At 62.1% G+C, this 23601-nt stretch carries 19 protein-coding genes; 7 read left to right on the top strand and 12 right to left on the bottom strand.

Annotated elements, in window-relative coordinates; translation table 11 throughout:
• The first annotated feature begins 102 nt into the window (after positions 1 to 102).
• From OX462_RS07050 to OX462_RS07040, 3 genes are all read left to right on the top strand, one after another.
• Positions 103 to 2529 carry a TonB-dependent receptor gene (locus tag OX462_RS07050; RefSeq protein ID WP_409028071.1) on the top strand — a complete coding sequence of 809 codons (2427 nt, stop codon included), beginning with the start codon at positions 103 to 105 and terminating at the stop codon, positions 2527 to 2529.
• Complete coding sequence (locus tag OX462_RS07045) at positions 2529 to 3659, top strand: glycerophosphodiester phosphodiesterase (protein WP_409028070.1); 1131 nt, start codon at positions 2529 to 2531, stop codon at positions 3657 to 3659. The genes OX462_RS07050 and OX462_RS07045 overlap by 1 nt, the downstream gene beginning before the upstream one ends.
• A 152-nt stretch (positions 3660 to 3811) precedes the next feature.
• A complete protein-coding gene (locus tag OX462_RS07040) occupies positions 3812 to 4093 on the top strand; it encodes a hypothetical protein (protein WP_070291786.1) in 282 nt (93 codons plus the stop codon).
• Positions 4094 to 4310: 217 nt separating this feature from the next.
• Here OX462_RS07040 and ftsB read toward each other — a convergent pair whose 3' ends face one another.
• The 3 genes from ftsB to OX462_RS07025 all read right to left on the bottom strand — a co-directional run bounded on the left by ftsB (position 4311) and on the right by OX462_RS07025 (position 7773).
• A complete protein-coding gene (gene ftsB / locus OX462_RS07035) occupies positions 4311 to 4634 on the bottom strand; it encodes a cell division protein FtsB (RefSeq protein ID WP_070221436.1) in 324 nt (107 codons plus the stop codon).
• 61 nt (positions 4635 to 4695) lie between these two features.
• Positions 4696 to 5979 (bottom strand): phosphopyruvate hydratase, encoded by a 1284-nt coding sequence (gene eno / locus OX462_RS07030; protein ID WP_070260371.1) that lies wholly within the window; start codon positions 5977 to 5979, stop codon positions 4696 to 4698.
• Between the two features lie 141 nt (positions 5980 to 6120).
• Positions 6121 to 7773 (bottom strand): CTP synthase, encoded by a 1653-nt coding sequence (locus tag OX462_RS07025; RefSeq protein WP_230541168.1) that lies wholly within the window; start codon positions 7771 to 7773, stop codon positions 6121 to 6123.
• Positions 7774 to 8020: 247 nt separating this feature from the next.
• Here OX462_RS07025 and OX462_RS07020 point away from each other — a divergent pair, with 247 nt between their 5' ends.
• A complete protein-coding gene (locus OX462_RS07020) occupies positions 8021 to 8428 on the top strand; it encodes a PRC-barrel domain-containing protein (protein WP_070221439.1) in 408 nt (135 codons plus the stop codon).
• A 30-nt stretch (positions 8429 to 8458) separates the two neighbouring features.
• Here OX462_RS07020 and OX462_RS07015 read toward each other — a convergent pair whose 3' ends face one another.
• From OX462_RS07015 to OX462_RS06995, 5 genes are all read right to left on the bottom strand, one after another.
• Positions 8459 to 10714 (bottom strand): TonB-dependent receptor domain-containing protein, encoded by a 2256-nt coding sequence (locus OX462_RS07015; RefSeq protein WP_409028069.1) that lies wholly within the window; start codon positions 10712 to 10714, stop codon positions 8459 to 8461.
• Between the two features lie 40 nt (positions 10715 to 10754).
• Positions 10755 to 11534 (bottom strand): energy transducer TonB, encoded by a 780-nt coding sequence (locus tag OX462_RS07010; protein WP_409028068.1) that lies wholly within the window; start codon positions 11532 to 11534, stop codon positions 10755 to 10757.
• Positions 11531 to 11956, bottom strand: a complete 426-nt coding sequence (gene exbD / locus OX462_RS07005) for a TonB system transport protein ExbD (RefSeq protein ID WP_099408969.1) — start codon at positions 11954 to 11956, stop codon at positions 11531 to 11533. The genes OX462_RS07010 and exbD overlap by 4 nt, the downstream gene beginning before the upstream one ends.
• Before the next feature lie 3 nt (positions 11957 to 11959).
• Positions 11960 to 12715 (bottom strand): tonB-system energizer ExbB, encoded by a 756-nt coding sequence (gene exbB / locus OX462_RS07000; RefSeq protein ID WP_409028067.1) that lies wholly within the window; start codon positions 12713 to 12715, stop codon positions 11960 to 11962.
• Between the two features lie 141 nt (positions 12716 to 12856).
• Positions 12857 to 13762, bottom strand: coding sequence for a ChaN family lipoprotein (locus OX462_RS06995; RefSeq protein WP_409028066.1), 906 nt, complete (start codon positions 13760 to 13762; stop codon positions 12857 to 12859).
• A gap of 188 nt (positions 13763 to 13950) precedes the next feature.
• Between OX462_RS06995 and OX462_RS06990 the strand changes: the two genes are divergently transcribed.
• Positions 13951 to 15360: an FAD-binding oxidoreductase gene (locus tag OX462_RS06990; RefSeq protein WP_409028065.1), complete on the top strand. Its 1410-nt coding sequence runs from the start codon at positions 13951 to 13953 to the stop codon at positions 15358 to 15360.
• A gap of 70 nt (positions 15361 to 15430) precedes the next feature.
• Here the strand turns inward: OX462_RS06990 and OX462_RS06985 are convergent, their stop codons facing one another.
• The 4 genes from OX462_RS06985 to OX462_RS06970 form a co-directional block, all read right to left on the bottom strand.
• Positions 15431 to 15904 carry a GNAT family N-acetyltransferase gene (locus OX462_RS06985; RefSeq protein ID WP_409028064.1) on the bottom strand — a complete coding sequence of 158 codons (474 nt, stop codon included), beginning with the start codon at positions 15902 to 15904 and terminating at the stop codon, positions 15431 to 15433.
• 39 nt (positions 15905 to 15943) lie between these two features.
• Positions 15944 to 19099, bottom strand: coding sequence for an error-prone DNA polymerase (locus OX462_RS06980; RefSeq protein ID WP_409028063.1), 3156 nt, complete (start codon positions 19097 to 19099; stop codon positions 15944 to 15946).
• Between the two features lie 165 nt (positions 19100 to 19264).
• Entirely contained in the window at positions 19265 to 19615 is a 351-nt protein-coding gene (locus OX462_RS06975; protein ID WP_070291776.1) for an HVO_A0114 family putative DNA-binding protein, read from the bottom strand.
• Positions 19612 to 19977, bottom strand: a complete 366-nt coding sequence (locus tag OX462_RS06970) for a toxin-antitoxin system TumE family protein (protein WP_409028062.1) — start codon at positions 19975 to 19977, stop codon at positions 19612 to 19614. The genes OX462_RS06975 and OX462_RS06970 overlap by 4 nt, the downstream gene beginning before the upstream one ends.
• Before the next feature lie 142 nt (positions 19978 to 20119).
• Here OX462_RS06970 and OX462_RS06965 point away from each other — a divergent pair, with 142 nt between their 5' ends.
• Positions 20120 to 20905, top strand: a complete 786-nt coding sequence (locus OX462_RS06965; protein ID WP_409028061.1) for a PhzF family protein — start codon at positions 20120 to 20122, stop codon at positions 20903 to 20905.
• Between the two features lie 177 nt (positions 20906 to 21082).
• Positions 21083 to 23485, top strand: a complete 2403-nt coding sequence (locus OX462_RS06960) for a TonB-dependent receptor plug domain-containing protein (protein WP_409028060.1) — start codon at positions 21083 to 21085, stop codon at positions 23483 to 23485.
• The last annotated feature ends 116 nt before the right edge of the window (positions 23486 to 23601 follow it).

Genomic DNA, 23601 nt, shown 5'->3' with positions numbered 1-23601 from the left:
ATCGTTTCCACTGTCATCGTTCCGTCATCAGTTCGTCATCAGCCCGTCACGCGCCGCCGTTACGCTGCGCAGCTTGTATTACTTCCCACTTTCCACAGGCTGATGATGACCACCCACTTGACGCTGGCCCTGCGCCGCCATTCCTTCCACGTTTTGCTGGGCGCGTGCGCCGCGGGCTTGAGCTTGCCGGCCCTGGCGCAAACGGCCGTGGCCGCCGCCGTGGCATCCGCCGTGGCATCCGCCACGACCGACATGGCAGCCGCTGCCGCCCCGGCTGCCGACGACAACGTCCCGATGGCCACCGTGGAGATTTCCTCGCGCAAGACGCGCTCCTCGGTTGCCCTGAGCAAGAATGAAATCCAGAAAATCCTGCCCGGCACGAATCCCCTGAAAGCCCTGCAAACCTTGCCAGGCGTCAGCTTCCAGACGGCCGATCCTTGGGGCAACAACGAGCAGAACCTGTCGCTGTTCGTGCATGGCTTTTCCGGCCAGCAACTCGGTTACACCATGGATGGCGTGCCGCTGGGCGACCAGCAGTACGGCAACTACAACGGCCTGTCGCCGCAGCGCGCCGTCATCAGCGAAAACGTGCGCAGCGTCGTGCTGTCCTCGGGTGCGGGCGACCTGGCGACGGCCTCGACCAGCAACCTGGGCGGCACCATCGAAACCTATTCCAGCGATCCGCTGGCCACGCAAGGCGCCAGCGTGCAGCAGACGGTGGGCAGCCACCGCACCTCGCGCACATTTGCCCGCTACGACACGGGCGTTTTCGGCGACGGCAGCAGCGCCTATTTTTCCATCCTGCACCACGAAGCGCGCGCCTGGGATTTCGATGCGCGCCAGGGCGGCGACCAGTTCAATGCCAAATACGTCAACCGCAGCGAGGCGGGCAAGCTGACCCTGTTCTTCAATTACTCGGACAAGATCGAGCCGAACGAAGACAGCACCGTGCACGTGGCGGGCGAAACGAGCGCACCGTACACGCGCCCCTTCCTGTACCCCGACTTCAAGGCGGCCCTGAATTACCTGTCGCCCACGGGCGCCACGCCTGCCGCGGACGGCAACAATTACCGCAATTACTACAGCGATGCGCAGCGCACCGATTACCTGGCCTACGCCAAGTTCGACGCCAACTTGTCCGATGGCATGACCTGGTCCAACCAGGTGTATTACCACAAGGATGACGGCGCCGGCGTGGTGGCCGGCCCCATCGGCGTGGCCGGCTTGCCGGGACTGTTCAGCGTGTACTACCCGAAACAGAACCTGAAACAGGTGTTCGGCAACTCGGGCTACGCCGTGCGCACGACGGAATACGACATCAAGCGCGGCGGCTTCATCTCCACCGTGCGCAAGGAAATCGGCGAGCACCAGCTGGAAGCGGGCCTGTGGCTGGAACAGAACCGCTCGTCCGCCTACCGCCGCTGGTATGCGCTCGACGTCAACAACCCCACCTCGCCGTATGACCGCCCCAGCAATCCTTTGATCACGCAGTACGGCAGCGAGATCGACAACAAGGTGGTGCAACTGCACTTGCAGGATGAATGGCGCATCCGCCCCGATATCGCCCTGCAGGCCGGTTTCAAGTCCAGCCTGCAGTTTGCCGACGGTCAATTCCCCGTGCAGCCGGCGCTGGGCGCCATCGCGGGCGGCTCGACGGCCTTGCCGGTCGGCACCATCAACACGAAAAAATGGTTCCTGCCGCAAGTGGGCGCGCGCTGGGACTTCACGCCGCAAGACCAGCTGTACTTCAACATCCAGAAAAACATGCGCCAGTTCGTCACCTATGGCGGCGGCGGCGCCTCGCCGTGGAGCTTGTCGAGCCAAGCTGCTTTTGATCTGTTCAAGCGCGACGCCAAGCCGGAAACGGCCCTCACCTATGAAGTGGGCGTGCGCGGCAGCCATCAGCTGAACCTGGGCGCCATCACGGCCATCGATGGCCAGGTCAACGTCTACCACGTCGATTTCAGCAACCGTTTGCTGCAGATCAGCCCCACGCCCGTGATTTCCTCCATCATCGGCGGCAATCCCGTGCTGGCCAACGTGGGCAGCGTGCGCACGGACGGCATCGATATCGCGGGCACCGTGCACTTTGGTAACAATTTTTCGTTCTACAATGCCCTGTCGTACAACCGCTCGCAGTACGCGGACAATTACAACAATGGCGCCGCGCTGGTCTTGACCGCTGGCAAGAACGTACCGGGCTCGCCGGAATGGCTGAACAAGTTCGTGGCTTCGGCCACGTTTGGCGATATCGAAGTGCAACTGACGGGAGACTATGTGGGCAAGCGCTACGCGACGTACACCAACGATTTGTCGGTCCCCAGCTATTTCCTGATGGGCCTGGGAGTGTCGGGCAAGCTGCCGGCCATGGCCGGCTGGCTGAAAAACCCGCGCTGGCGCGTGAACGTCAGCAACCTGGCCAACCGCGAAGGATCGCTGAACGTGGTCGTGGGCGCGGCCGACAAGACGTACAACACCTTCCCCATCGCCCCGCGCCAGGGCTTCCTGACCTTGACGGCGGATTTCTGATGCGCTCACCCATCCTCCCGCAACGGCACTTTTCGCGCCGCAACTTCGTCCAGGCGGCCGTGGGCGGCCTGGCCCTGGCGGCAGCACCGGGCTTTGCCGCCAGCCTGCTGGCCACGCCCCCGAGCCGCCCGCTCGTGTTCGCCCACCGGGGCGCCAGCGCCCTGCGCCCCGAGCATACCCTGGCGTCGTACGCCAAGGCCATCCTCGACGGTGCCGACTACGTCGAGCCGGACCTGGTGGCCACGCGCGACGGCATCCTCGTGGCGCGCCACGAAAGCAACCTGATCGACACCACCGACGTGGCGCGCCGGCCCGAGTTTGCCAGCCGGCGCGGCAAGAAGATGGTCGACGGCGAATGGCACGAAGGCTGGTTCGTTGACGACTTCACCCTGGCGGAACTGAAAACCCTGCGCGCCATCGAACGCTTGCCGAAAGTCCGCACCGGCAACACCTTGTACGATGGACAATTCCAGATCCCCACGTGGGAAGAAATCATCGATTTTGTTGCAGCGCAATCTGCCGCCAGCGGCCGCGTCATCGGCCTCGTGCCGGAGCTGAAAAGCTCGACCTACTTCCGCGATGCGGGTCTGGCGCTGGAAGACCGTTTCCTGTCGACCATGCTGGCGCACGAATACACGCGCCGCGCGCCGATCGAAATCCAGTCCTTCGAAGTGGCGAATCTGAAGTACCTGCGCGAGAAGCTGGGACGGCGCGCCAACGTGCGCCTGATGCAGCTGGTGGTGGGCGGCGACGTGCGTCCGATGGATGTCGTCAAGGCGGGCGGAAAGTTAACGTTTGGACAAATGACCACACCGGCCGGCCTGCGCGACATCGCCGCCTACGCGGACGTGGTGGCGCCGCCAACGCGAGCAATCATCGCGCTGGGCGCCGACCAGCGCCTGGCAAAACCCTCGTCCATCGTCGACGATGCACACCAGGCCGGTTTGCTGCTGCACACGTGGACCTTCCGCCCGGAAAACCGTTTCCTGGCGGCCGACTTCCGCGATGGCAATGGCGAGAATGCGCGCAACGAAGCCGGTTCCGTGGCGGAAATGCGGCGTTACATCGAGACGGGACTGGACGGCTTTTTCAGCGACGATCCCGGTTTGGGACGCATCGCCGCCGGATAAACATTTGGTAACAAATTCTTTTTCAGGGCGTGGCCGGCGGCTACGCCCTTATTATTCGTTTCTTGAATTTCTGAAATTGGAATTTGAAATTAGACATATATCGCCAACTCCATTATTGTGCAATGCAACAACAGACCATTCATGGAGGGCATATGTCCACTTTTACCAACACCTACAGCAACGACAACGACAACTACTTCAGCAACCTGGGCCGTGCGACGCGCGCCTTCCTGGGCGCCCTGCTCGCTTCCAAGCCGTACAGCGAACTGGCCCAGAAGGAAGTCATCGCCAGCGCGACGACCAGCGCCGACGACGAACGCTATGTACGCCCAAGCAAGCGCGATTTCGCCCTGCTTAACTCGGAAGCAAACCGCTACGAAAAGCTGATGCCTAACCTCGCAGCCGAGTTGCGTTTCTTGGCCTCGCGCGGCTAACTAAATACTGAAAGGATTTTTATATGATGTTTCTCGAAACCGCACTGATCGCCGTAGCCGTCGTCGTTACCGGCATCCATTTCTACCTGATCTCGACCGGCAAGGCGCGTTTCTGATCAGCAAGCAGCAAGGCAATAGTGTGCAGCAGTACAAGGTAACAATATGACATGTCAGCCTGGCAATCGGTCCAGGCTGGCAAGCGGGAAGTGGGTACGACTTAGTGCGGCGCAGCAGCGTCCACCGGCGTTTCCTGCAGTGGCGGGGTTTGGCCCTTGCGCACGATCTGCACGAAAATCTCATTCTGTTTGACCATGCCCAGCTCATAGCGGGCACGCTCCTCGACGGCGCCCGTACCATCTTTCAGGTCGCGCACTTCGGATTCGAGCTTGGCGTTGCGCGCCTTCAATTCCATATTCTTTTTATTCGCCACCGCCACCTGGGCTTCCATGTCGGCAACGCGCAGCCAGCCGCCTTTACCCAGCCAGAGGGGAAATTGGATCAGCAGCAGCAGGGCTGCCAGGGCGAGCGTAATCAGGCGCATGGGGTAGTCGGTTAACAAACCGGCCGGATATCTCCGGCCGGCCAGTGGGTTTTACATCAGCTTACTTCAGATTATAGAACGCATCGCGGCCAGGGTAGCTGGCGATGTCGCCCAGGTCTTCCTCGATACGCAGCAGCTGGTTGTACTTGGCCATGCGGTCCGAACGCGACATCGAGCCGGTCTTGATCTGCAGGGCGTTCGTGGCAACGGCGATATCGGCGATGGTCGAATCTTCCGTTTCGCCCGAGCGGTGCGAAATGACGGCCGTGTAGCCGGCGCGCTTGGCCATTTCGATGGCGGCGAAGGTTTCCGTCAGCGTGCCGATCTGGTTGATCTTGATCAGGATCGAGTTGGCGATGCCTTTCGAGATGCCTTCTTTCAGGATCTTGGTGTTGGTGACATACAGGTCGTCGCCGACCAGTTGCACTTTCTTGCCCAGTTCCTTGGTGAGGATCGCCCAGCCGTCCCAGTCGCCTTCATGCATCGCGTCTTCGATCGAGATGATCGGGTACTTGTCGCACCAGGTCGCCAGCAGGTTGGTGAACTCGGTGGCCGTCAGGCTCAGGCCTTCGCCTTCCATTTCGTACTTGCCGTTCTTGTAGAACTCGGACGCGGCGCAATCGAGGCCGATGGCGATCTGCGTGCCTGGCTCGTAGCCCGCTTCTTCGATGGCCTGGATGATCAGCTTGATGGCTTCTTCATGGTTGGCCAGCGATGGCGCGAAACCGCCTTCGTCGCCCACGTTGGTGTTCAGGCCCTTCTTGTGCAGGATCTTTTTCAGCGTATGGAACACTTCCGCGCCGTAGCGGACGGCTTCCTTGAACGACGGGGCGCCCACGGGAATGATCATGAATTCCTGGATGTCCAGGTTGTTGTCGGCGTGCGCGCCGCCGTTGATGACGTTCATCATCGGCACTGGCATCTGCATGGCGCCCGAACCGCCGAAATAGCGGTACAGCGGCAAGCCCGCTTCTTCGGCGGCAGCCTTGGCCACGGCCATGGAGACGGCCAGGATGGCATTGGCGCCCAGGCGCGATTTGTTTTCCGTGCCGTCCAGGTCGATCAGGGTACGGTCCAGGAAAGCCTGTTCATTGGCGTCCAGGCCCATGATGGCTTCGGAGATTTCGGTATTGATGTTTTCGCATGCTTGCAGCACGCCCTTGCCGAAGTAGCGCTTGGCGTCGCCATCGCGCAATTCCACGGCTTCGCGCGAACCGGTCGAGGCACCCGACGGCACGGCCGCGCGGCCCATCACGCCCGATTCCAGCAACACATCGCATTCGACGGTCGGGTTACCGCGCGAGTCCAGGATTTCGCGACCGATAATATCAACAATAGCACTCATGTCATTCTCCAAAGTTAAGCGTAACAGGGGCTGCACACTGCGTTCTGATGCGCAATTGCACAAAGGGGGCAAAGAAACTCCCGGCGGGAACCATCTGGCCGGGAGCTGTCTTACGGGTAATACTGTCGCAAGCGACCCGCGTTATTCCGCGGCGGCGTTGGCTTCCTTGTGCGCCAGCGCTGCCTTGATGAACGAGGTAAACAGCGGATGGCCGGTGCGTGGCGTCGACTTGAACTCGGGATGGTATTGCACGCCCATATACCATGGGTGGGCATTTTCACCCGTGCGCGGCAATTCCATGATTTCGCACAAATCTTCGCTCGGCGTGCGGGCCGAGACGATCAGGCCAGCCGCTTCGACACGGGCCAGGTAGTGATTATTGGCTTCGTAGCGATGACGGTGACGCTCGGTCACCACGCTGCCGTAGATCTCGGCGGCGAGGGTGCCCGGATTGACGGCGCAGGTCTGCGCGCCCAGGCGCATGGTACCGCCCAGGTCCGAGTTTTCATCGCGCAACTCGACTTTACCATCGTGGTTTTGCCACTCATTGATCAGTGCAACGACAGGTTGATCCGTATCAAGGTCGAACTCGGTCGAATTCGCGTTCGGCATGCCAGCCTTGTTGCGCGCGTATTCGATCAGGGCCACTTGCATGCCCAGGCAGATGCCCAGGTAAGGGATCTTGTTTTCACGGGCGAACTGGGCCGCCTTGATCTTGCCTTCCACGCCGCGCTTGCCGAAACCGCCCGGCACCAGGATGGCGTCGTACTTGGCCAGGTTCTCGCAACCGGTCGTTTCGATTTCTTCCGAATCGATGTACTCGATGTTGACGCGGCTTTCCGTGTGGATGCCGGCGTGGCGCAGCGCTTCGATCAGCGACTTGTACGATTCCGTCAGCTCGACGTACTTGCCGACCATGCCGACGGTCACTTCCGCCTTCGGGTGTTCCATCGTGTAGATCAGCTTGCTCCAGATCGACAGGTCGGCCGGGGCCGGATCGAGGTCCAGCGCATCACAGATGATCTTGTCGAGGCCCTGGTCGTGCAGCATCTGCGGCACCTTGTAGATGGTGTCGACGTCCCACACGGAAATGACGGCGTCTTCCTCGATGTTCGAGAACAGCGAGATTTTCGCGCGCTCGTCTTCCGGGATGGCGCGGTCGGCGCGGCACAGCAAGGCGTTCGGCAAGATGCCGATTTCGCGCAGCTTTTGCACCGAGTGCTGGGTCGGCTTGGTCTTCAGTTCACCGGCCGAGGCGATGTAAGGCACCAGGGTCAGGTGGACGAAGGCCGTGTTCTTGCGGCCGGCGCGCAGGCTCAGCTGACGCGCCGCTTCCAGGAATGGCAACGATTCGATATCGCCGACGGTGCCGCCGATTTCGCACAGGGCCACGTCGTAGCCTTCGGCGCCACGGCGGATGTAATCCTGAATTTCATTGGTGATATGCGGAATCACCTGCACGGTCTTGCCCAGATATTCGCCCCGGCGTTCCTTGCGGATCACCGATTCATAGATCTGGCCAGTGGTGAAGTTATTCACCTTTTTCATGCGGGTGGAGATGAAGCGCTCGTAGTGACCGAGGTCGAGGTCGGTTTCGGCCCCGTCGTCGGTGACGAATACTTCACCGTGTTGCATAGGGCTCATCGTGCCAGGATCGACGTTGATATACGGGTCGAGCTTGAGCATGGTGACTTTAAGGCCGCGCGATTCGAGGATCGCGGCGAGGGAGGCGGCGGCAATCCCTTTTCCAAGGGAAGACACAACGCCACCAGTGACGAAGACAAATTTGGTCATTGCAGATGGTGCCGAACGGCACGTGCGGGAAATTGAAATTATACACTAAAGCCCGCCTGCGTCGCCCCCCGCGCGTGGAAATTTGCGCCAAATACCGACTATCCCTCCCCCTCCTGCTGTCTACGCACAACAAAATTACCTGATAGCAATAATTGAAATATTTCCAATTCCATACTTTGTGTGGGCGAGCGAACAGACCCTGCCGGGCCCTGGCCGCAGACTGGGATTTTTCAACAGGAGGTCCACCATGAGCTACGAAGAACGCGACGCCTACGGCATGTATGTCAACCGCGGCCACAAAGGCCCCGGCCCTGAACTGATGGGTGCCGACACCCTGATCGGCGACCATGTGCACAACGCCAAGGATGAACACCTGGGCGAAATCAAGGAAATCATGATCGACATGCGCAGCGGCAAGATCGCTTATGCCGTCATGTCGCACGGCGGTGTCTTCACCATCGGCGAAAAACTGTTCGCCGTGCCCTGGGAAGCGCTGCTGCTCGACACCGTCAACAAGCGCTTCACCCTGAACGTCGACAAGGAACGCATCGAAAACGCGCCCGGCTTCGATACCGATAACTGGCCGAACATGGCGGACCAGACGTGGGCCAATTCGATCCACAGTTACTACGGCACCACGCCGCGTGAGTATTAATTAAGCCAAAGCGCGGGGCTGAGGTCTGCTCTAAAAGCGGTACTCCAGCCCCGCCACATAGGTCCTGCCCCGCGCCGTGCTCAGCGGCGTGTTGTCCTGCGACTGCGACGGCATCGAGTTCAGGCGGTTCAGCGCTTCCGAAAAATCCTTGTTCATGGCGTTCTGCACGGACAGGCGCAGGAACAGGTTTTTCGACACCTGGTAACTCGCATACAAGTCGATCACGGCCGGGATCTTCGGATTGCCAGCCTTCAGCACTTCACCCGTCGCTTCATCAGCTTCGTTGTCCGGCGACAGGCGGCGGTTCGATCCCGTGTGCTTGATGATGGCGCCGATCTCCATTTTATTGTCCAGCAAACGCGTGCCCACGTCGAGATTGTAATAAGTGCTGGGCAGCTCGCTGATGTCGGCCGCGCCAAACCAGGCGCTGGCGATCGAGGTGGGCTGGCTGGTCTGTTCACGCGTGTACGACAGGCGCGCATACGCCGAGCCCAGCTGGTACTGCGCTTCCAGCTCCCAGCCCCGCGTGCGCACGGGCGTGGCCGAGTTGATGTAGATATACATATTCGTCATGTAGTCATCGACATTCTGCCAATCATTGGCAAGCACTTCCGCGATATTGCACTTGCGGCCGCGGTCGCACACGAGGAAGGACTGGCTGGTGATATAGCCATCAATCTTGCTCTTGAAATACAGCGCCTTGAAATTCAGCACGTCATTCTTGCTCAGCAAGCCATGCAGGCTGGAATTGAAGCCCAGCTGATAGGTCGTCGCTTTCTCGCCCTTCAGAAACGGATTCATCGAAGCCCCGCCGTCATTCGAGAAAAACACTTCCTGCGGATTCGGCCCGCGCATGGTGCGCTCGGCGCTGGCAAACGGCTGGAACCACGGTGTCACTTGCGCGGAAACGAGCAGCGAAGGGTTGATGCCGTGTTCTTTCAGCGCAATATTGCTCGCCCCTTGCGGGAAACACTGCACGCGCGGATCGCAGGCGGGCTTGTGGCCGGTCAAATCAAAGTGCGTGGTGTTCAGGCCCGCATTGACCTGAACCATGCCACGGTTGTATTGCAGGCCTACGTACAGACTGCTGATCTTTTGCACGCCCTCGGGGCCGAAGGTATTGTTTTCAATCGATTGCTGGTTCGCATCCGGATTGTCCGGGTCGTCGACAAGGCTTTCCACGTGCTTGCTGTACTTGTTGCGCATCAGCTTGCCGCCCACCGTCACCATCGCATCGCCGCCGGCCAGCTTGAAGCTGCTGGTGTTGTTGATATCGAAGGCGTCGGCGCGGTTGGCCGCATTCGTGTTGATGAAATTGGTCAGCGCTTCGGGCATGTATTTCTGGTTGCCACGGCTGCTGCTGGCCACCACATTGAGGTCGATCAATTCCGAAAACGGCGTGTAGTGATATTTGACGTAGTAGTCATCACTCTGGATATCGCGGCGCGTAAACGTGTTGCGGTAATCGCGTGCCGACAGTTCCAGCGAGTGGAAGTCGCTCAATCTGAGATCCAGCTTGAGCAACTGCGATTTCGGTTTTTGCTTGTAATAGCGGTTGTAGCCGAAACCGAATTCCTCGCTGTTGACGCCCTTCGCATTCTTGTAGTTGTTGCCGATTACGCTCGCGCTGGTGGCGGCCATGAAGCCTACGCTGCCGCCATCGAAGGCCGGGTTTTTCATGGCCACGGCCAGCATGGCGCTGCGTCCGACACCGTTGTTCCCTGTCGACATCTTCGTGCGCGCGCCCACCTTTTCGCCGGCGAAGACCACGTCATCGACGCCGATGGTGCGGAAGTTGGCGCTGCCGGCCAGTGCATTGACGCCATCGCCGCCGACCACATTGCCGCGTGACACGTCCACGCCGATGATGAAGTTCGGGTCGATCAGGGCGCCGAACTGGCTGCTGGGCACGCCGCCGTGCGACACGGACGACGGTGCGCTGCCATAGTAATTCTGGCTCACGCCATCGACCATCATGTTGACGCGGCCCAGGCCCGACAAGCCGCGGATGTTGACGCTGACGGCGCCCTGCGCCGGATCGATCTGGGTAAACGTGCCCGGCATGCTGCGCACGATCTGGTCCACGGGTTGCAAGCGCGTGTCCGCGCCGCGTGCGCTGACGGCGCCCGGTTTTTCCAGCGCCTGCTGTTCCGCCGGAACCGTTTCACCCGATACATTCAGCGGCGAAAACACCACCTTGCCGTCGCTACTTTCTTGCGCCCATGTCTGCTGCGCCAGCAACGCCATGCAGACGCCCACGGCTCGTGTCATTGTCTTGATATGCATACACCCTCGATTTGTTATGTAATTGAAAAAATGCGAAAAATCAGCTGGCGCCGTGGCCGCTCTCGGCATCGAGCTTGAACGACACGGGCAAGGTCACCGTCACTGTGCCCTGGCGCAATACGCTGTCGGGCGGCGCCGGCAGCGGCTGCGCGCGCTGCAGCACTTGCAGCGCTTCGCGGTCGAGCAGCACCGTGCCCGATGAAGTGACCAGTTCGCTGGCCAGCAGCTTGCCGTCGCGGTCCACCTGGAAGCGTACCCAGGCGGCGCCGGCCCGCTTGCGCTGGCGCGCGTCGCCCGGATAGCGTTTGAAATGGGCCAGGTGGCTGAGCACCCGGCTTTGCCAGCTGGCGGGCGCTGCGCTGGCGGGCGGCGTGTCGCTGTCGAACGGCGCCGCCTGCGGACCGCGCACCGAACTTGGCGCCGGCGTGGCGCTGCTGCTGGCCTGGGCTTGCATGGATGCTTCCCTGGCGGCATCCTTGCCGGGATCTGGCGACGGACTGGCTTCTGCCTTCGCTTCTTTTTCGGCCGCGACGATTTTCGGCGCGGCGGCGCGCGCCAGCACGGGCAGCGCTTGCTGCCTGGTCGTACTCTTTTTCGGTTGGGCTGCGCTGGACGCGGCCGACTGGCGCGCCCCTGCCGCTGCTGCCTGTTGCGTCTCCGGCGACATCGCTTGCGCGGCAAATACGACCATCACGCTGGCGGGCGGCTGCGCGGGCGCGACGGCGACGGGCTGCCAGGCCGCACACAGCAGCAGCGACAGTGCGGTAGCCGCCACCAGCGACGTGGCGATGCCCCAGCTCAATACCGGACGGGGATTCACCCTTCCTCCCGGCCCACCAGGCCCACTTTCAGATAGCCGGCCTGGCGCAGGGCATCCATCACGCCCAGCACGTCTTCATACGCGGCTTGCTTGTCGGCCTGGAAAAACAGCGTGCGCTGGCGGTCGCCGCCCGTCTGTGCATCGAGCAGGCTGCCCAGCTGCCCGCGCGCCACGGGCGACTCGCCCAGGTACAGGCTGTGGTCGGCTTTCAGGGAAACGAACACCGGTTTTTCGGGGCGCGGCTCGGGCTTGGCCGTGGCGGCCGGCAAGTCGATCTTCAGGTCGACGGTGGCCAGCGGCGAGACCACCATGAAGATGATCAAGAGCACCAGCATCACGTCGATGAAGGGCGTGACATTGATCTCACTCAATTCCGGCATGTCGGCCGTGTCGTCGTCCTGCGATGGGAAAAGGCTGGCCATGGCTCAGGCCTGCTGGCGCACGTCGAGGTCGCGGCTCAGCATCAGCAGCACTTGCGCGGAAGCGGCCCGCAGCTGCGCCTTGTACTGATTGATGCCACGGCTCAAGACGTTGTAGATGACGACGGCGGGTATCGCCGCCACCAGGCCCAGCGCTGTCGCCAGCAAGGCTTCCGCGATACCGGGCGCGACGGTCGCCAGATTCGTGCTCTGGCTGACGGCGATGCCGATAAAGCTGTTCATGATGCCCCACACGGTGCCGAACAGGCCCACGAACGGCGCCACGGCGCCGATGCTGGCCAGTAAACCGATGCCTTGCGTCATGCTGCGTACCTTGTGCGCGATCAATTGCTCCTGGCGAAACCCGGCCCGCTCCTTCAGGGCCGCCGCCGGCGCGCTGGCATGCGACAGACTCAGTTCCTGCTGCACCTCGGCCAGCAGCTGCTGCGCCAGCGAATTGCTGCCTGCGCCCTCTACTTTGACGGCCGCGTCCGGCAAGGACGTTGCCGTCTTCAGCATGGCGACGGCTTGCGCCGCCGCGCGCCGCGCTTGCAGCAAGCTGGCACCCTTCACCAGCAAGACCACCCAGGTGGCCAGCGCGGCGAGCAGCAAGCCGATGAGCACGCTTTTGACGATCTGGTCGGCGGCGAAGAACATGCCCAGCGGCGACATATCGTGCGGTAAGGCGGACGCTTGCGCCGTGGCATGGAACAGGGAAAGAAACACGCCGCCGGCGGCGGCTTTGATACAGAGGATACGCATGGGAGCTTCAACAGGTAACAGGCATGGCTGCGCCAACGGCGCGCACGCGCATGCAAAAAAATCGGAAAAACTACCTGGCTGCTGCGAAGAAGCTTGCTGGGGAGGAGTGCCGGGCTGAACGCCCGGCGGAGTTACAACGAATTACTTGGCGCTGGCGACGGCGGGTGCCGCCACCGGCGTGTACCACACAAAATCCGCCTGCGGCGCCAGCACCGTGGCGCCCTGCTGCGCCAGTACCAGCACCAGCGGCGCGGGGCCGCCCGTCAAGTCCTGCACATGCAGCGGCACGCCCAGGTCCTTGTGCGCATGGTAGGCGCCGGCGATCAGCACGGCGGGCGCGGGCGCGGCCAGCAGGCGCTCGGCCATGCGGCGGTCGCGCTGCTGCTGCACCGACAGCATGGCGGCCAGGCGCGGCGCATCGATCTGGTTGTCGTGCATGACGCGGATGATATCTTTAAGTTTGTCATGCACCTTGCCATCGTTGGCCAGATTCGAATGCTTGCCCTGCACGGCCGGCTGGTCGACAAACAGTTGCTTGATCTCGCTGCGGTCCAGGTTGGCCGACCAGACGGGATACGGCGCGCGCATCACGGTCATGACCAGGTCGCCATATTGCGCCCACTTCCAGCTCGGCTGCCAGGCCAGCAGCTCGGCCACGTGTTCGGGGCGCACGACGGGGTCCGTCTGCAGCCACGGCTTGACCTTGTCCACCTTCGCTTGCTGGTCCGGGTTCAGCATTTCCAGCAGCACGCTGCCTTGCGGACGCTGGCCCTGCAATTGCTGCAACAGCCACTGCTCGATCCGGTGGTGGCTGAGCTGGTCATGCTGCTCGCCCACGATGACCCTCGGGGCGGCGGCCAGCTGGGCCAGCAATTGCTCGGCAGTCAAGCGCTGGCCGCTGCGCAGGTCGACGATCTCGCCCAGCTGGCGCACATCCTGCGCCGTGGCGGCGGAGGCCGTGCCAGTGGCGGGCGCGACGCTGCTGCAGGCGCTCAGGGCCAGCACGCAGGCGGGCAGGACGGCGGCGAGGGACAAAGGGAATTTCATGACATGGCCTTTCGGGTGGATGCACGCATTGCAAAATAACTACTGGCGGGCATTTTAATAGAAATGATTCTCATTTACAACCAATGCACGACGCGCCATGCGGATTTTTTTACAAGCGGCAAAAAATTAACTGGCGCTTCAGTGAAATCCCCGGGCGCGGAGTAGAATAAAAAAAACGGAGGACTTGCGTGAATCAAACTGACCAGTTGTCGGTACTGAAAAAACCGCTGCCAGAATCTCTTGCTGCCGTACTTTCCCTGATCTTTGCCGACCGCTTTTCCATGACGCAAGCCATGCGCGCACACCATGGCCGCGACGAGTCGAGCTATCCCCCCATGCTGCCCGATGCCGTCATCTTCGCCCATTCCACCGAGGAAGTGGCGGCCGCCGTCAAGCTGTGCAGCGCGCACGACGTGCCCGTCATCGCCTACGGCAGCGGCACCTCGCTCGAAGGCCACGTGCTGGCCCTGCATGGCGGCGTGACGATTGATCTGTCGCAAATGAATCACATGGTCGCCGTGCACAATGAAGACTTGACGGCCACCGTGCAGGCGGGCGTGACACGCAAGCAGTTGAACGAGGACATCCGCGACACGGGCCTGTTCTTCCCCATCGATCCGGGCGCGAATGCCTCGCTGGGCGGCATGGCGGCCACGCGCGCCTCGGGCACAAACGCCGTGCGCTACGGCACCATGCGCGAAAACGTGCTGGCCCTGACGGTGGTCACGGCCGACGGGCGCATCATCAGGACGGGGACCCGGGCGAAAAAATCGTCGGCCGGCTACGACCTGACGCGTTTATTTGTCGGCAGCGAAGGGACCCTGGGCATCATTACGGAAGTGACCGTGAAACTGTATCCGCTGCCCGAAGCGATCTCGGCCGCAGTGTGCTCGTTCCCCGGCACGGGCGAGGCCGTCAGCGCCGTGATCCAGACCATCCAGATGGGTATTCCTGTGGCACGGGTCGAGTTTCTCGATGAAAACGGCGTGAAAGCCATCAACGCCTACGACAAGATGGCCTTGCCGGAAAAGCCGCTGCTGCTGTTTGAATTCCACGGCACGCCGGCCAGCGTGGCCGAGCAGGCGCAGCTGGTGCAAGCCATCACGGCGGAACATGGCGCCAGCGATTTCGAATGGGCCAGCCGTCCCGAAGAGCGCTCGCGCCTGTGGGCCGCTCGCCACAACGCGTATTTCGCCCTGCTGCAGATGCGTCCCGGCAGCCGCGCCATTTCCACCGACTGCTGCGTGCCGATTTCGCGGCTGGCTGAATGCATCCTCGCCACCCAGGCCGATTGCGAGGCGCAGGACCTCGTCTATGCCATCATCGGCCACGTGGGCGACGGCAATTTCCACGTGCAGATGCTGGTCGACCCCGACGACCCGGCCGACATCGCGCGCGCCGAAAAGGTCAACAGCGAGATGGTCACGCGCGCCATCGGCATGGACGGCACGTGCACGGGCGAGCATGGCGTGGGCATGCACAAGATGGCTTTCCTCGTGGAAGAACATGGCGAGGGCGCCATCGACACCATGCGCGCCCTCAAGCACGCGCTCGATCCGAAGAACATCATGAATCCAGGCAAGATCGTGCGCTGGTAAAGAAGCGCCATAAGCCTGCAAGCAAAAAATGGGGTCAGACCCGCCGGGTCTGACCCCAGCCTTGGCCATTTTACAACTCCATGCGCATCGGCACGAAAGCGATGCCGCCCGTTTCCACCTTCGGCCCCGTGGCGACAAAGCCCAGGCTTTGATACAGGGGCAAGGCGTAGGCCGAGGAATTGACGGTAAAGGCCGTCACATCGCCCTTGGCCAGCGACGCGTCGCGGGCTGCCTGCCACAAACGGCGCGCCATGCCGCGCCGGTGCAGGGTGCGCGGCACGAACATGTGGAACAGATGCGTGTTGTCGCGCATGGCCACCACGCCGGCCAGTACGCCGTCGATATGCGCGAGCTGGTAGGCGTAATTGGGCAGCGACAGATAGCCTTCGATGGCGGGCTGGCGGCAGTTCTCGATGAACTTTTCCGCCCCCGCGCCGTCCGGGTGCAAGGTCAAAAAGGGCATCAAGTCGTCGATCAGGGCGACGATGGCGGGCGCGTCGGCGACCAGGGCGGGACGCAGTGTCGGTTCGGGGAGTGTCGTCATATTCAAATAATGCCATGCCCTCCTCCCCGCCGGCAACTCTCAGCAAAAATCGCGGCTGCTGGTCCGCAAACGCCCCAGCAAGTGCGACATATCGACCAGGTGCTTGGCCACCAGGTTGCGCACGATGCCCTCCCTTTGCCACACGCCATACACGCCCAGCAGCGGCGCGCTCAGCACTTCGCGCCGCTGGCTTGCCACCAGGTCGGGCCAGACGATGACGTTGACCGTGCCCGTCTCGTCTTCCAGGGTCATGAAGATGACGCCCTTGGCCGTGCCCGGACGCTGGCGCACGGTGACGATGCCGCAGGCGCGCGCCACTTGCCCGCTCGTGTACGTCATCAGCGTGGACGCCGGCATGAAGCGCTGTTCCAGCAATTGTTTGCGCAGCAGCGCCAGCGGATGGCGGCCCAGGGTCAGGCCTTGCGCGCGGTAGTCGCTGACGATGCTCTCGCCTTCCGTCGGCGCGGCCAGCACGGGCAAATCTTCCTCTTGCGTGGTATCGCGCAGCAAGTCCCTGTCGGGTACGGCGCCGGCCGCCTGCCACAGCGCTTCGCGCCGGTGCCCGGCCAGCGCATGCAGCGCGTTGCCGGCAGCGAGCACCTGCAAGTCATGGCGATCCAGGCCGCCACGGCGGGCCAGGTCGGCCACATCGACGAAGGCGGCGATGGCACGCGCATCCTCGATGCGTTGGGCAGCCTGCGCGCGCATGCCGAACAGGCTGTTCAAGCCCAGGCGCACGGCCGGTGCATCACGCTGCCCGCCCTGCCCTGCCGGCGCTTCCAGCGCCGCCTCCCAGCCGCTGACGGCCACGTCGACGGGCAGCACCTGCACGCCATGGCGGCGCGCATCCTGCACCAGTTGCGAGGGACTGTAAAAACCCATGGGCTGGCTGTTGAGCAAGGCGCATAGAAAGGCGGCCGGTTCGTGGCGTTTCAGCCAGGAACTGGCGTAGGTCAGCAGGGCGAAGCTGGCCGCGTGCGACTCGGGAAAACCGTATTCGCCAAAGCCCTCGATCTGGCTGAAGATGGCTTCCGCAAACTTGCGTTCATAATCATTTTTGACCATCGTTTCGACGATGCGTTCCTTGTAATTGTTCATGCCGCCCTTGCGTTTCCAGGCCACCATGGCGCGCCGCAACTGGTCCGCCTCGCCGGGCGTGAAATCGGCCGCGATGATGGCTACCTGCATCACCTGTTCCTGGAAAATCGGGATGCCCAGGGTGCGTCCCAGCGCCTTTTCCAGTCCCTTCGGATACTCGACCGCTTCCTTCTGCTGGCGCCGCTGCAGATACGGATGCACCATGCCGCCCTGGATGGGGCCGGGGCGCACCAGCGCCACCTCGATGACGAGGTCGTAGAATTCACGGGGCCGCAGCCGGGGCAGCATGCTCATCTGCGCGCGAGACTCGATCTGGAATACGCCGATGGTGTCCGCCTGGCACATCATGTCGTAGGTGGCAGGGTCTTCGGCGGGAATATCCTGCAGGCGGAATTCCTCGCCGCGCCGCCCGCTCACCAGTTCCAGGGCGCGGCGCAGGGCCGACAGCATGCCCAGCGCCAGCACATCGACCTTCATCAAGCCCAGCTCTTCCAGGTCGTTCTTGTCCCACTCGATGACGCTGCGCTCGGCCATGCTGGCGTTTTCAATCGGCACCAGACGCGACAGCTTTCCCTGAGCGATGACAAAGCCGCCCGGATGCTGCGACAGATGGCGGGGAAAGCCCAGCAGCTGCTGCGCCAGGCCCGCCCATTGCTGCGACAATTCCGCCTCCGGGTCCAGCCCGCATTCGGCCAGGCGCTCGAGCAGATCGCGCTTGCCGTCGAACCAGCGGTGCGCCTTGGCCACCTTTTCCACGATGGCCAGATCGATCCCCAGCGCCCGCCCGCTGTCGCGCAAGGCGCTCTTCGGCCGGTAGCTGATCACCACGGCCGCCAGCGCGGCCCGTTCGCGCCCATATTTGCCGTAGATATATTGGATGACCTCTTCGCGCCGCTGGTGCTCGAAATCGACGTCGATATCGGGCGGCTCGTTGCGCTCGCGCGACATGAAGCGCCCGACCAGGCAATTGCCGCGCGCCGGGTCCACTTCCGTGATGTGCAGGCAATAGCAGACGGCCGAATTGGCGGCCGACCCCCGGCCCTGGCACAGGATGTTTTGCGAGCGCGCAAAACGCACGATATCGTAGACGGTCAAAAAATACGCTTCGTAGGAAAGATCCCGGATCAGCTCCAGCTCCTGTTCGATCTGCTCCTGCACGTTGGCTGGAATACCGAGCGGAAAGCGCAGGCGCGCGCCCGCATACGTTTCTTCGCGCAGATACGTCGCCGGCGTGTGGCCGTGCGGCACCAGCTCGACGGGATAGTCATAGCGCAGGCTGTCGAGCGAAAACGTGCACAGTTTGGCGATGCGTACGGTTTCCGCCAGCGCTTGCGGCGGATACACATTGGCCAGGCGCAAGCGCGCGCGCAGATGCTGTTCCGCATTTTGCGCCAGCGCATAGCCGCACTCGCCCACGGGTTTGCCCACGCGGATCGCGCACAGGGTGTCGAGCAAGGGCTTGCGCGACCGCACGTGCATGCACACGTGGCCGACGGCCGCCACGGACAAGCCCAGCGCCTGCGCCGCCTCCTGCACGGCGCCGCGGTGCGCGTCATCCTGCGCCCGCTGCAGCAGGTTCAGGCCGATCCAGCTGCGCTCGCGGCCAAAGGTGGATACCATCCACTCTCCCTGCGCGCGCACGGTTTCCGCCTCGACCGCATAGCCGGGCAGCAAGATCATCAGACAGCCGGGCAAGCCCCGCAAATGGGCAAACTCCGCCGCAGGCGCGGTGAAATCATCGGGCGTCAGCAGATAGCGCCCCTTGGCCGCCCGCGTGCGCGCCATGGTGATCAGTTCCGACAAGTTGCCGTAACCATCGATATCGCGCACCAGGGCCAGCAGGGACGGCCCCGGACTGCCGTCGGCCTGCGTCAAATGGAAATGCGCGCCGATAATCAGGTGAAAACCGGCCCGCTTGGCCACCGCATGGGCGCGCACGACGCCGGCCAGCGAACACTCGTCCGTGATGGCCAGCGCCTTGTAACCGAGCTGCACGGAGCGCGCGACCAGCTCTTCCGCATGCGAGGCCCCATGCAGGAAGCTGAAATTGCTCAGGCAGTACAACTCAGCATACTCGGGTAAGACGGCGCCCCACATGATCTACCTCAATACTGTATATAAACACAGCATATTATACTCATCTGGAATCAAGTAGCCGGCTCCAGTCGGATAGTGTTCATTTTGATGGGCACACGGAGCGTCTGCCGGCCGGCACTTGGCTTTGGCCTGTCGCATGACGGACCACATTGATAGTCCGGAAAATCAGTTAGCAACTATGCGAAACTCCGTCGCTGTGGCTACGGGGCGAACTTGATTTCGCTCCCGTTTCAATTCCACGATGCCGTAATTGGACATTGTTTTCAATGTGCGCGACAGGTTGCTCGGTTTACGACCCGTTGTTTCAGCCAAGGCCGAGATGGATTCCGGTTGCGTTTCCAGAATCACGTGCAACAACGCCCGGTTTTCGTCGCTCAGGACTTCCGCCAGCGATTTGATCGAAGTGAACCAGACCTTGGGCTCATCCGCCTTCGGTTTATATATGCCGCGAGCGATGGCGAGCACGCGTTCGCGGATTTTCTCTTGCGGCATGATGCCAATAAAAATCGGTTTCATTGCTTTTTTACCTCCAGCAAAATGCGGTCCACGTCAGCAAAAAAATCATTGATGAGATGCTGCGCATCCTTGAATTCGTATGGCACTCCCTGATCTGACGGATGCCGGTGTTTATGGTCGAATGCCACGATACGTCCCGCATATTTGAATTTCTTTGGCGGCTTTACCATGTGCGCATTGTCGTAACCGAGGATGCGTTTGCCATACGGTTCGTGCAGCGTCAGCGAGTAGCGTATGCCGTGAGGAATCTCATCCGACACCTCCGTCCGCCTGGCTTCTATCTTGATCCAATAACCCCCATCCTGGTCGAGGATGGAGCCATCCAGGTCCAGCAATGTATCAATGGCAGGATCGGTCCTCATGCGGGAAGTATATCATCTGCTGATATGTCACTTCCACGAAAGCGTCAATAGGCGCAGCCTTTGACTCCATCCAGCCAAGACATCGCGAAGCTTTGCACTTATTTTCGTTTATGCTGGTGTTTTATCTTGCCCATCGAGCGCCATGATCGTCCACTTATTAAAATGTTTCGGCACCGTACCCGGCGGCGGCAATGCGGCACTGGTCGTGGAAAACGGCGGCAGCAGCGAAACGGCGCGCCAGGCCTTCGCCCGCGAACGGCAAGTAAGCGCCTGCGTCTTCATCGACCGGCAGGCGGACGGCGGCATCGTGCTCGACTATTTTTACCCCCACACGCGCAGCCCCCTGTGTTTGCACGCCACCCTGGCGGCCGCGCACGTGCTGCTGACGGCGCCCGGCGCCACGGCAACCTTGACGGTGAGCACGGCCATGCGCGGGCAAGCCTTGCAGCTGGTGCGCCGCGCGGAAGGGCTATTCATTGGTTTGACTTCGCAGCCGGCACCGGCCGTCATGCTGGAAAAATATGTGCCGTCCGAACTCATGGGCCAGCACATGCACTTGCTGTCGCCGCCCGTCATCGCCTCCGTCGGCAGTCCGAAGCTGCTGCTGGAAGTGGCCGACCGCACCACCCTGCGCGCGCTGCGGCCGAACCTGGAACTGATCGCCGACTGGAGCGCCCTGCACCAGGTCAGCGGCTGCTACGTGTATTGCCGCACGGGCGAGAGCGAATATGAAGGGCGCAACTTCAACCACCGCGATCCGGCCCTGGAAGACAGCGCCACGGGCGTGGCGGCGGGCGCACTGGCAGCGCATCTGCAACAGTCGCTGCGCCTGCATCAGGGCCACGTGACGCAGCAGCCGTGTCTGATCGAGGTGCAATACAGCGCAGACGCAATCTGGGTGGGCGGCATGGTGCAACGCAGCACCTGAATAGGGCATCGCGCACCAGTACAAGGCAAGCCGGGCAGCGGCCAAAAGAGAATCAACCAGGAAACAACAGTTACAGCAAATTTGTAATAACAAAACAAAGTATCGCTGGTGAATGCTGAAATGATGGCACTAGAATCAAGTCACGAATCTTGCTCATCAGCCACTTGGAGATACTGCGTGCCGACCCTCACCACCTTGCGTCAAGCCATCCTCATCAGCCTGTACGGCAGCGCCGCCCTGGCCGCCTTCAGTCCCGCCGCCATGGCCCAGTCCACGGAAGCGGCCGCCACGGATGGTCCCGTGCAAACGGTCAGCGTGGTCGGCTCGCGCCGGGTCGCCAGCTCCTCCACCGATACGATGGTGCCGGTCGATATCATTCCGATTTCCAAGGTGGCCGAGCAAGGCGGCCAGTTTGACCTGGCGCAATCGCTGCAATACATCTCGCCCTCGTTCAACTCCACGCGCCAGACGGGCGCCGACGGGGCCGACCTGATCGATTCGGCCGCCCTGCGCGGCCTCGGCTCCGACCAGACCCTGGTGCTGGTAAATGGCAAGCGGCGCCACACGACGGCCCTGGTCAACCTGTTTGGCGCGCGCAACCGCGGCAACACGGGCACGGACATGAATGCGATTCCTTTGCTGGCGATCAAGAACGTGCAAGTGCTGCGCGACGGCGCCGCCGCCCAGTATGGCTCGGACGCCATTGCCGGCGTGATCGACATCGAACTGAAGAAAAGCCTGGGCTGCGAAGCGGTGGCCGGCTACAGCCAGTATTCCGCAGGCGACGGCAAGAATTACATGACGTCCGCCTACTGCGGCATCGCGCTGGGCGACAAGGGCACGCTTGCCATCACGGGCGAATACCTGGACCGGGGCCGCTCGAACCGGGCCGACGCGGACAGCATGCGCATCATCGGCGACACCAAATCCAAGAACAAGACCCTGTACGTCAATGGCGACTACGCCACCAGCGGCACAGGCAAGCTGTACTTCACGGCCGGCGCGCAGACGCGCGACGCGTCCAGCGCCGCGTTCGGCCGGGGCGGCATCGGCAGCGACGACATCCCTGCGCGCAATTCGGCCGCCATGTACCCGGACGGTTTCGTACCGTTCATTAACGGCAAGATCGACGACCAGTACGCCACCATCGGCCACCGCAGCCAGATCGGCGAATGGCATGCGGACTTTTCGCAAACCTATGGCTACAACAAGATGCGCTACGACATCAGCCATACCCTGAACGCCTCGATCGCCAACCTCGACCTGATGAACGGCGGCAAGGGCGTCAGCGCCAGCAGCTTTGACGCGGGCGGCTTCTCGTTCCAGCAGCTGACCAGCAACGCCGATTTCAGCCGCTACTACGACACGGTGATGAGCGGCATGAACGTGGCCTTCGGCGCCGAGTACCGCAGCGAGGAATACAAGATCATGGCCGGCGAGCCGAACTCCTACATCGATGCCGACGGCGTGGGCATGGGCGGCAATGCGGGCAGCCAGGGCTTTCCCGGCTTCCAGCCCGGCGACGCCACCAAGGCCAAGCGCCACAGCATCGCCGCGTATGCCGATGTGGAACTGGACTGGACGGAACGCCTGAAAACCCAGGCGGCCCTGCGCTACGAAAAATTCAGCGATTTCGGCTCCACCGTGACGGGCAAGCTGGCCGCCAGCTATAAAGTGGCGCCCAACGTGCTGCTGCGCGGCTCGGCCAGCACGGGCTTCCGCGCGCCATCGTTGCAACAAGTGTATTTCTCGTCCACCTTCACCGACTTCATCGGCGGCGTGCCTACCGACGTGGTGCTGGCGCCGAACGGTGGCACCGTCGCCAATGCGGCCGGTATTCCCAAGCTGAAAGAGGAAAAATCCACCAGTTTTACGTTCGGCACCACATGGACGCCGACGCAAGCCATTTCCGTGACGGCCGACTTGTACAATATCAAGATCAAGGACCGCATCGTGCTGTCGGGCCGCTTCAATGCCGACAACTACCCGGACCTGGCCGCGCGCCTGGCCCTGCTGGGCGTGGGCGAAGCGCAATTCTTCGTCAACTCCATCGACACGCGCACGCGTGGCCTGGACCTGACGGCCTCGCACAAGGGAGAATTCGCCGGCAACCGCCTGAACACCTTCCTGGCCTTGAATTTGAGCAAAACGGAAGTGACGAAAGTCAAGACGCCCGCCTCGCTGACGGGCTTCGAGGATGTCTTGCTGTCCGAACGCGAACGCCTGTTCATCGAACAGGGCGGCCCCCGTTCGAAAGCCACCCTGGGCTTCGACTACATCACGGGCAAGCTGGAGTCGGACCTGCGCATCATTTATTTTGGCCCGCAAACCCTGGGCACCTTCAGCGGCACGGCCGAGGGCGTACCGAACGCCCGCTACGCGGCCAAGACCTCGGCCGACCTGAGCTTCACCTACAGCATCAATAAAAATACCAAGCTGACCTTTGGCGGCAACAACATCTTCAACGTCAAGCCCACCACGCAAAACGCGGACGAGACGGACAACGGCTTCAAATACGACAGCGTGCAGTTCGGCCTGAACGGCGCCTCGTATTTCGGACGGCTGTGGGTGAAGTTCTGATCGCCGTGTCCACCTGAAGAAACAGCGGCTGCGCCGGCATGGGCAGCCGCTGTTTTTTTGCATCAACTCCCGGTCGGCAGACGCTGGACGAGGGATGGCTCCCCCTCGTCTAGGCA

The sequence above is a fragment of the Janthinobacterium aestuarii genome, assembly GCF_046113285.1.
Lineage (GTDB): Bacteria > Pseudomonadota > Gammaproteobacteria > Burkholderiales > Burkholderiaceae_D > Janthinobacterium.
Note: the sequence above shows the minus strand (reverse complement) of the source record. Positions and strands in the feature narration are given on the sequence as shown.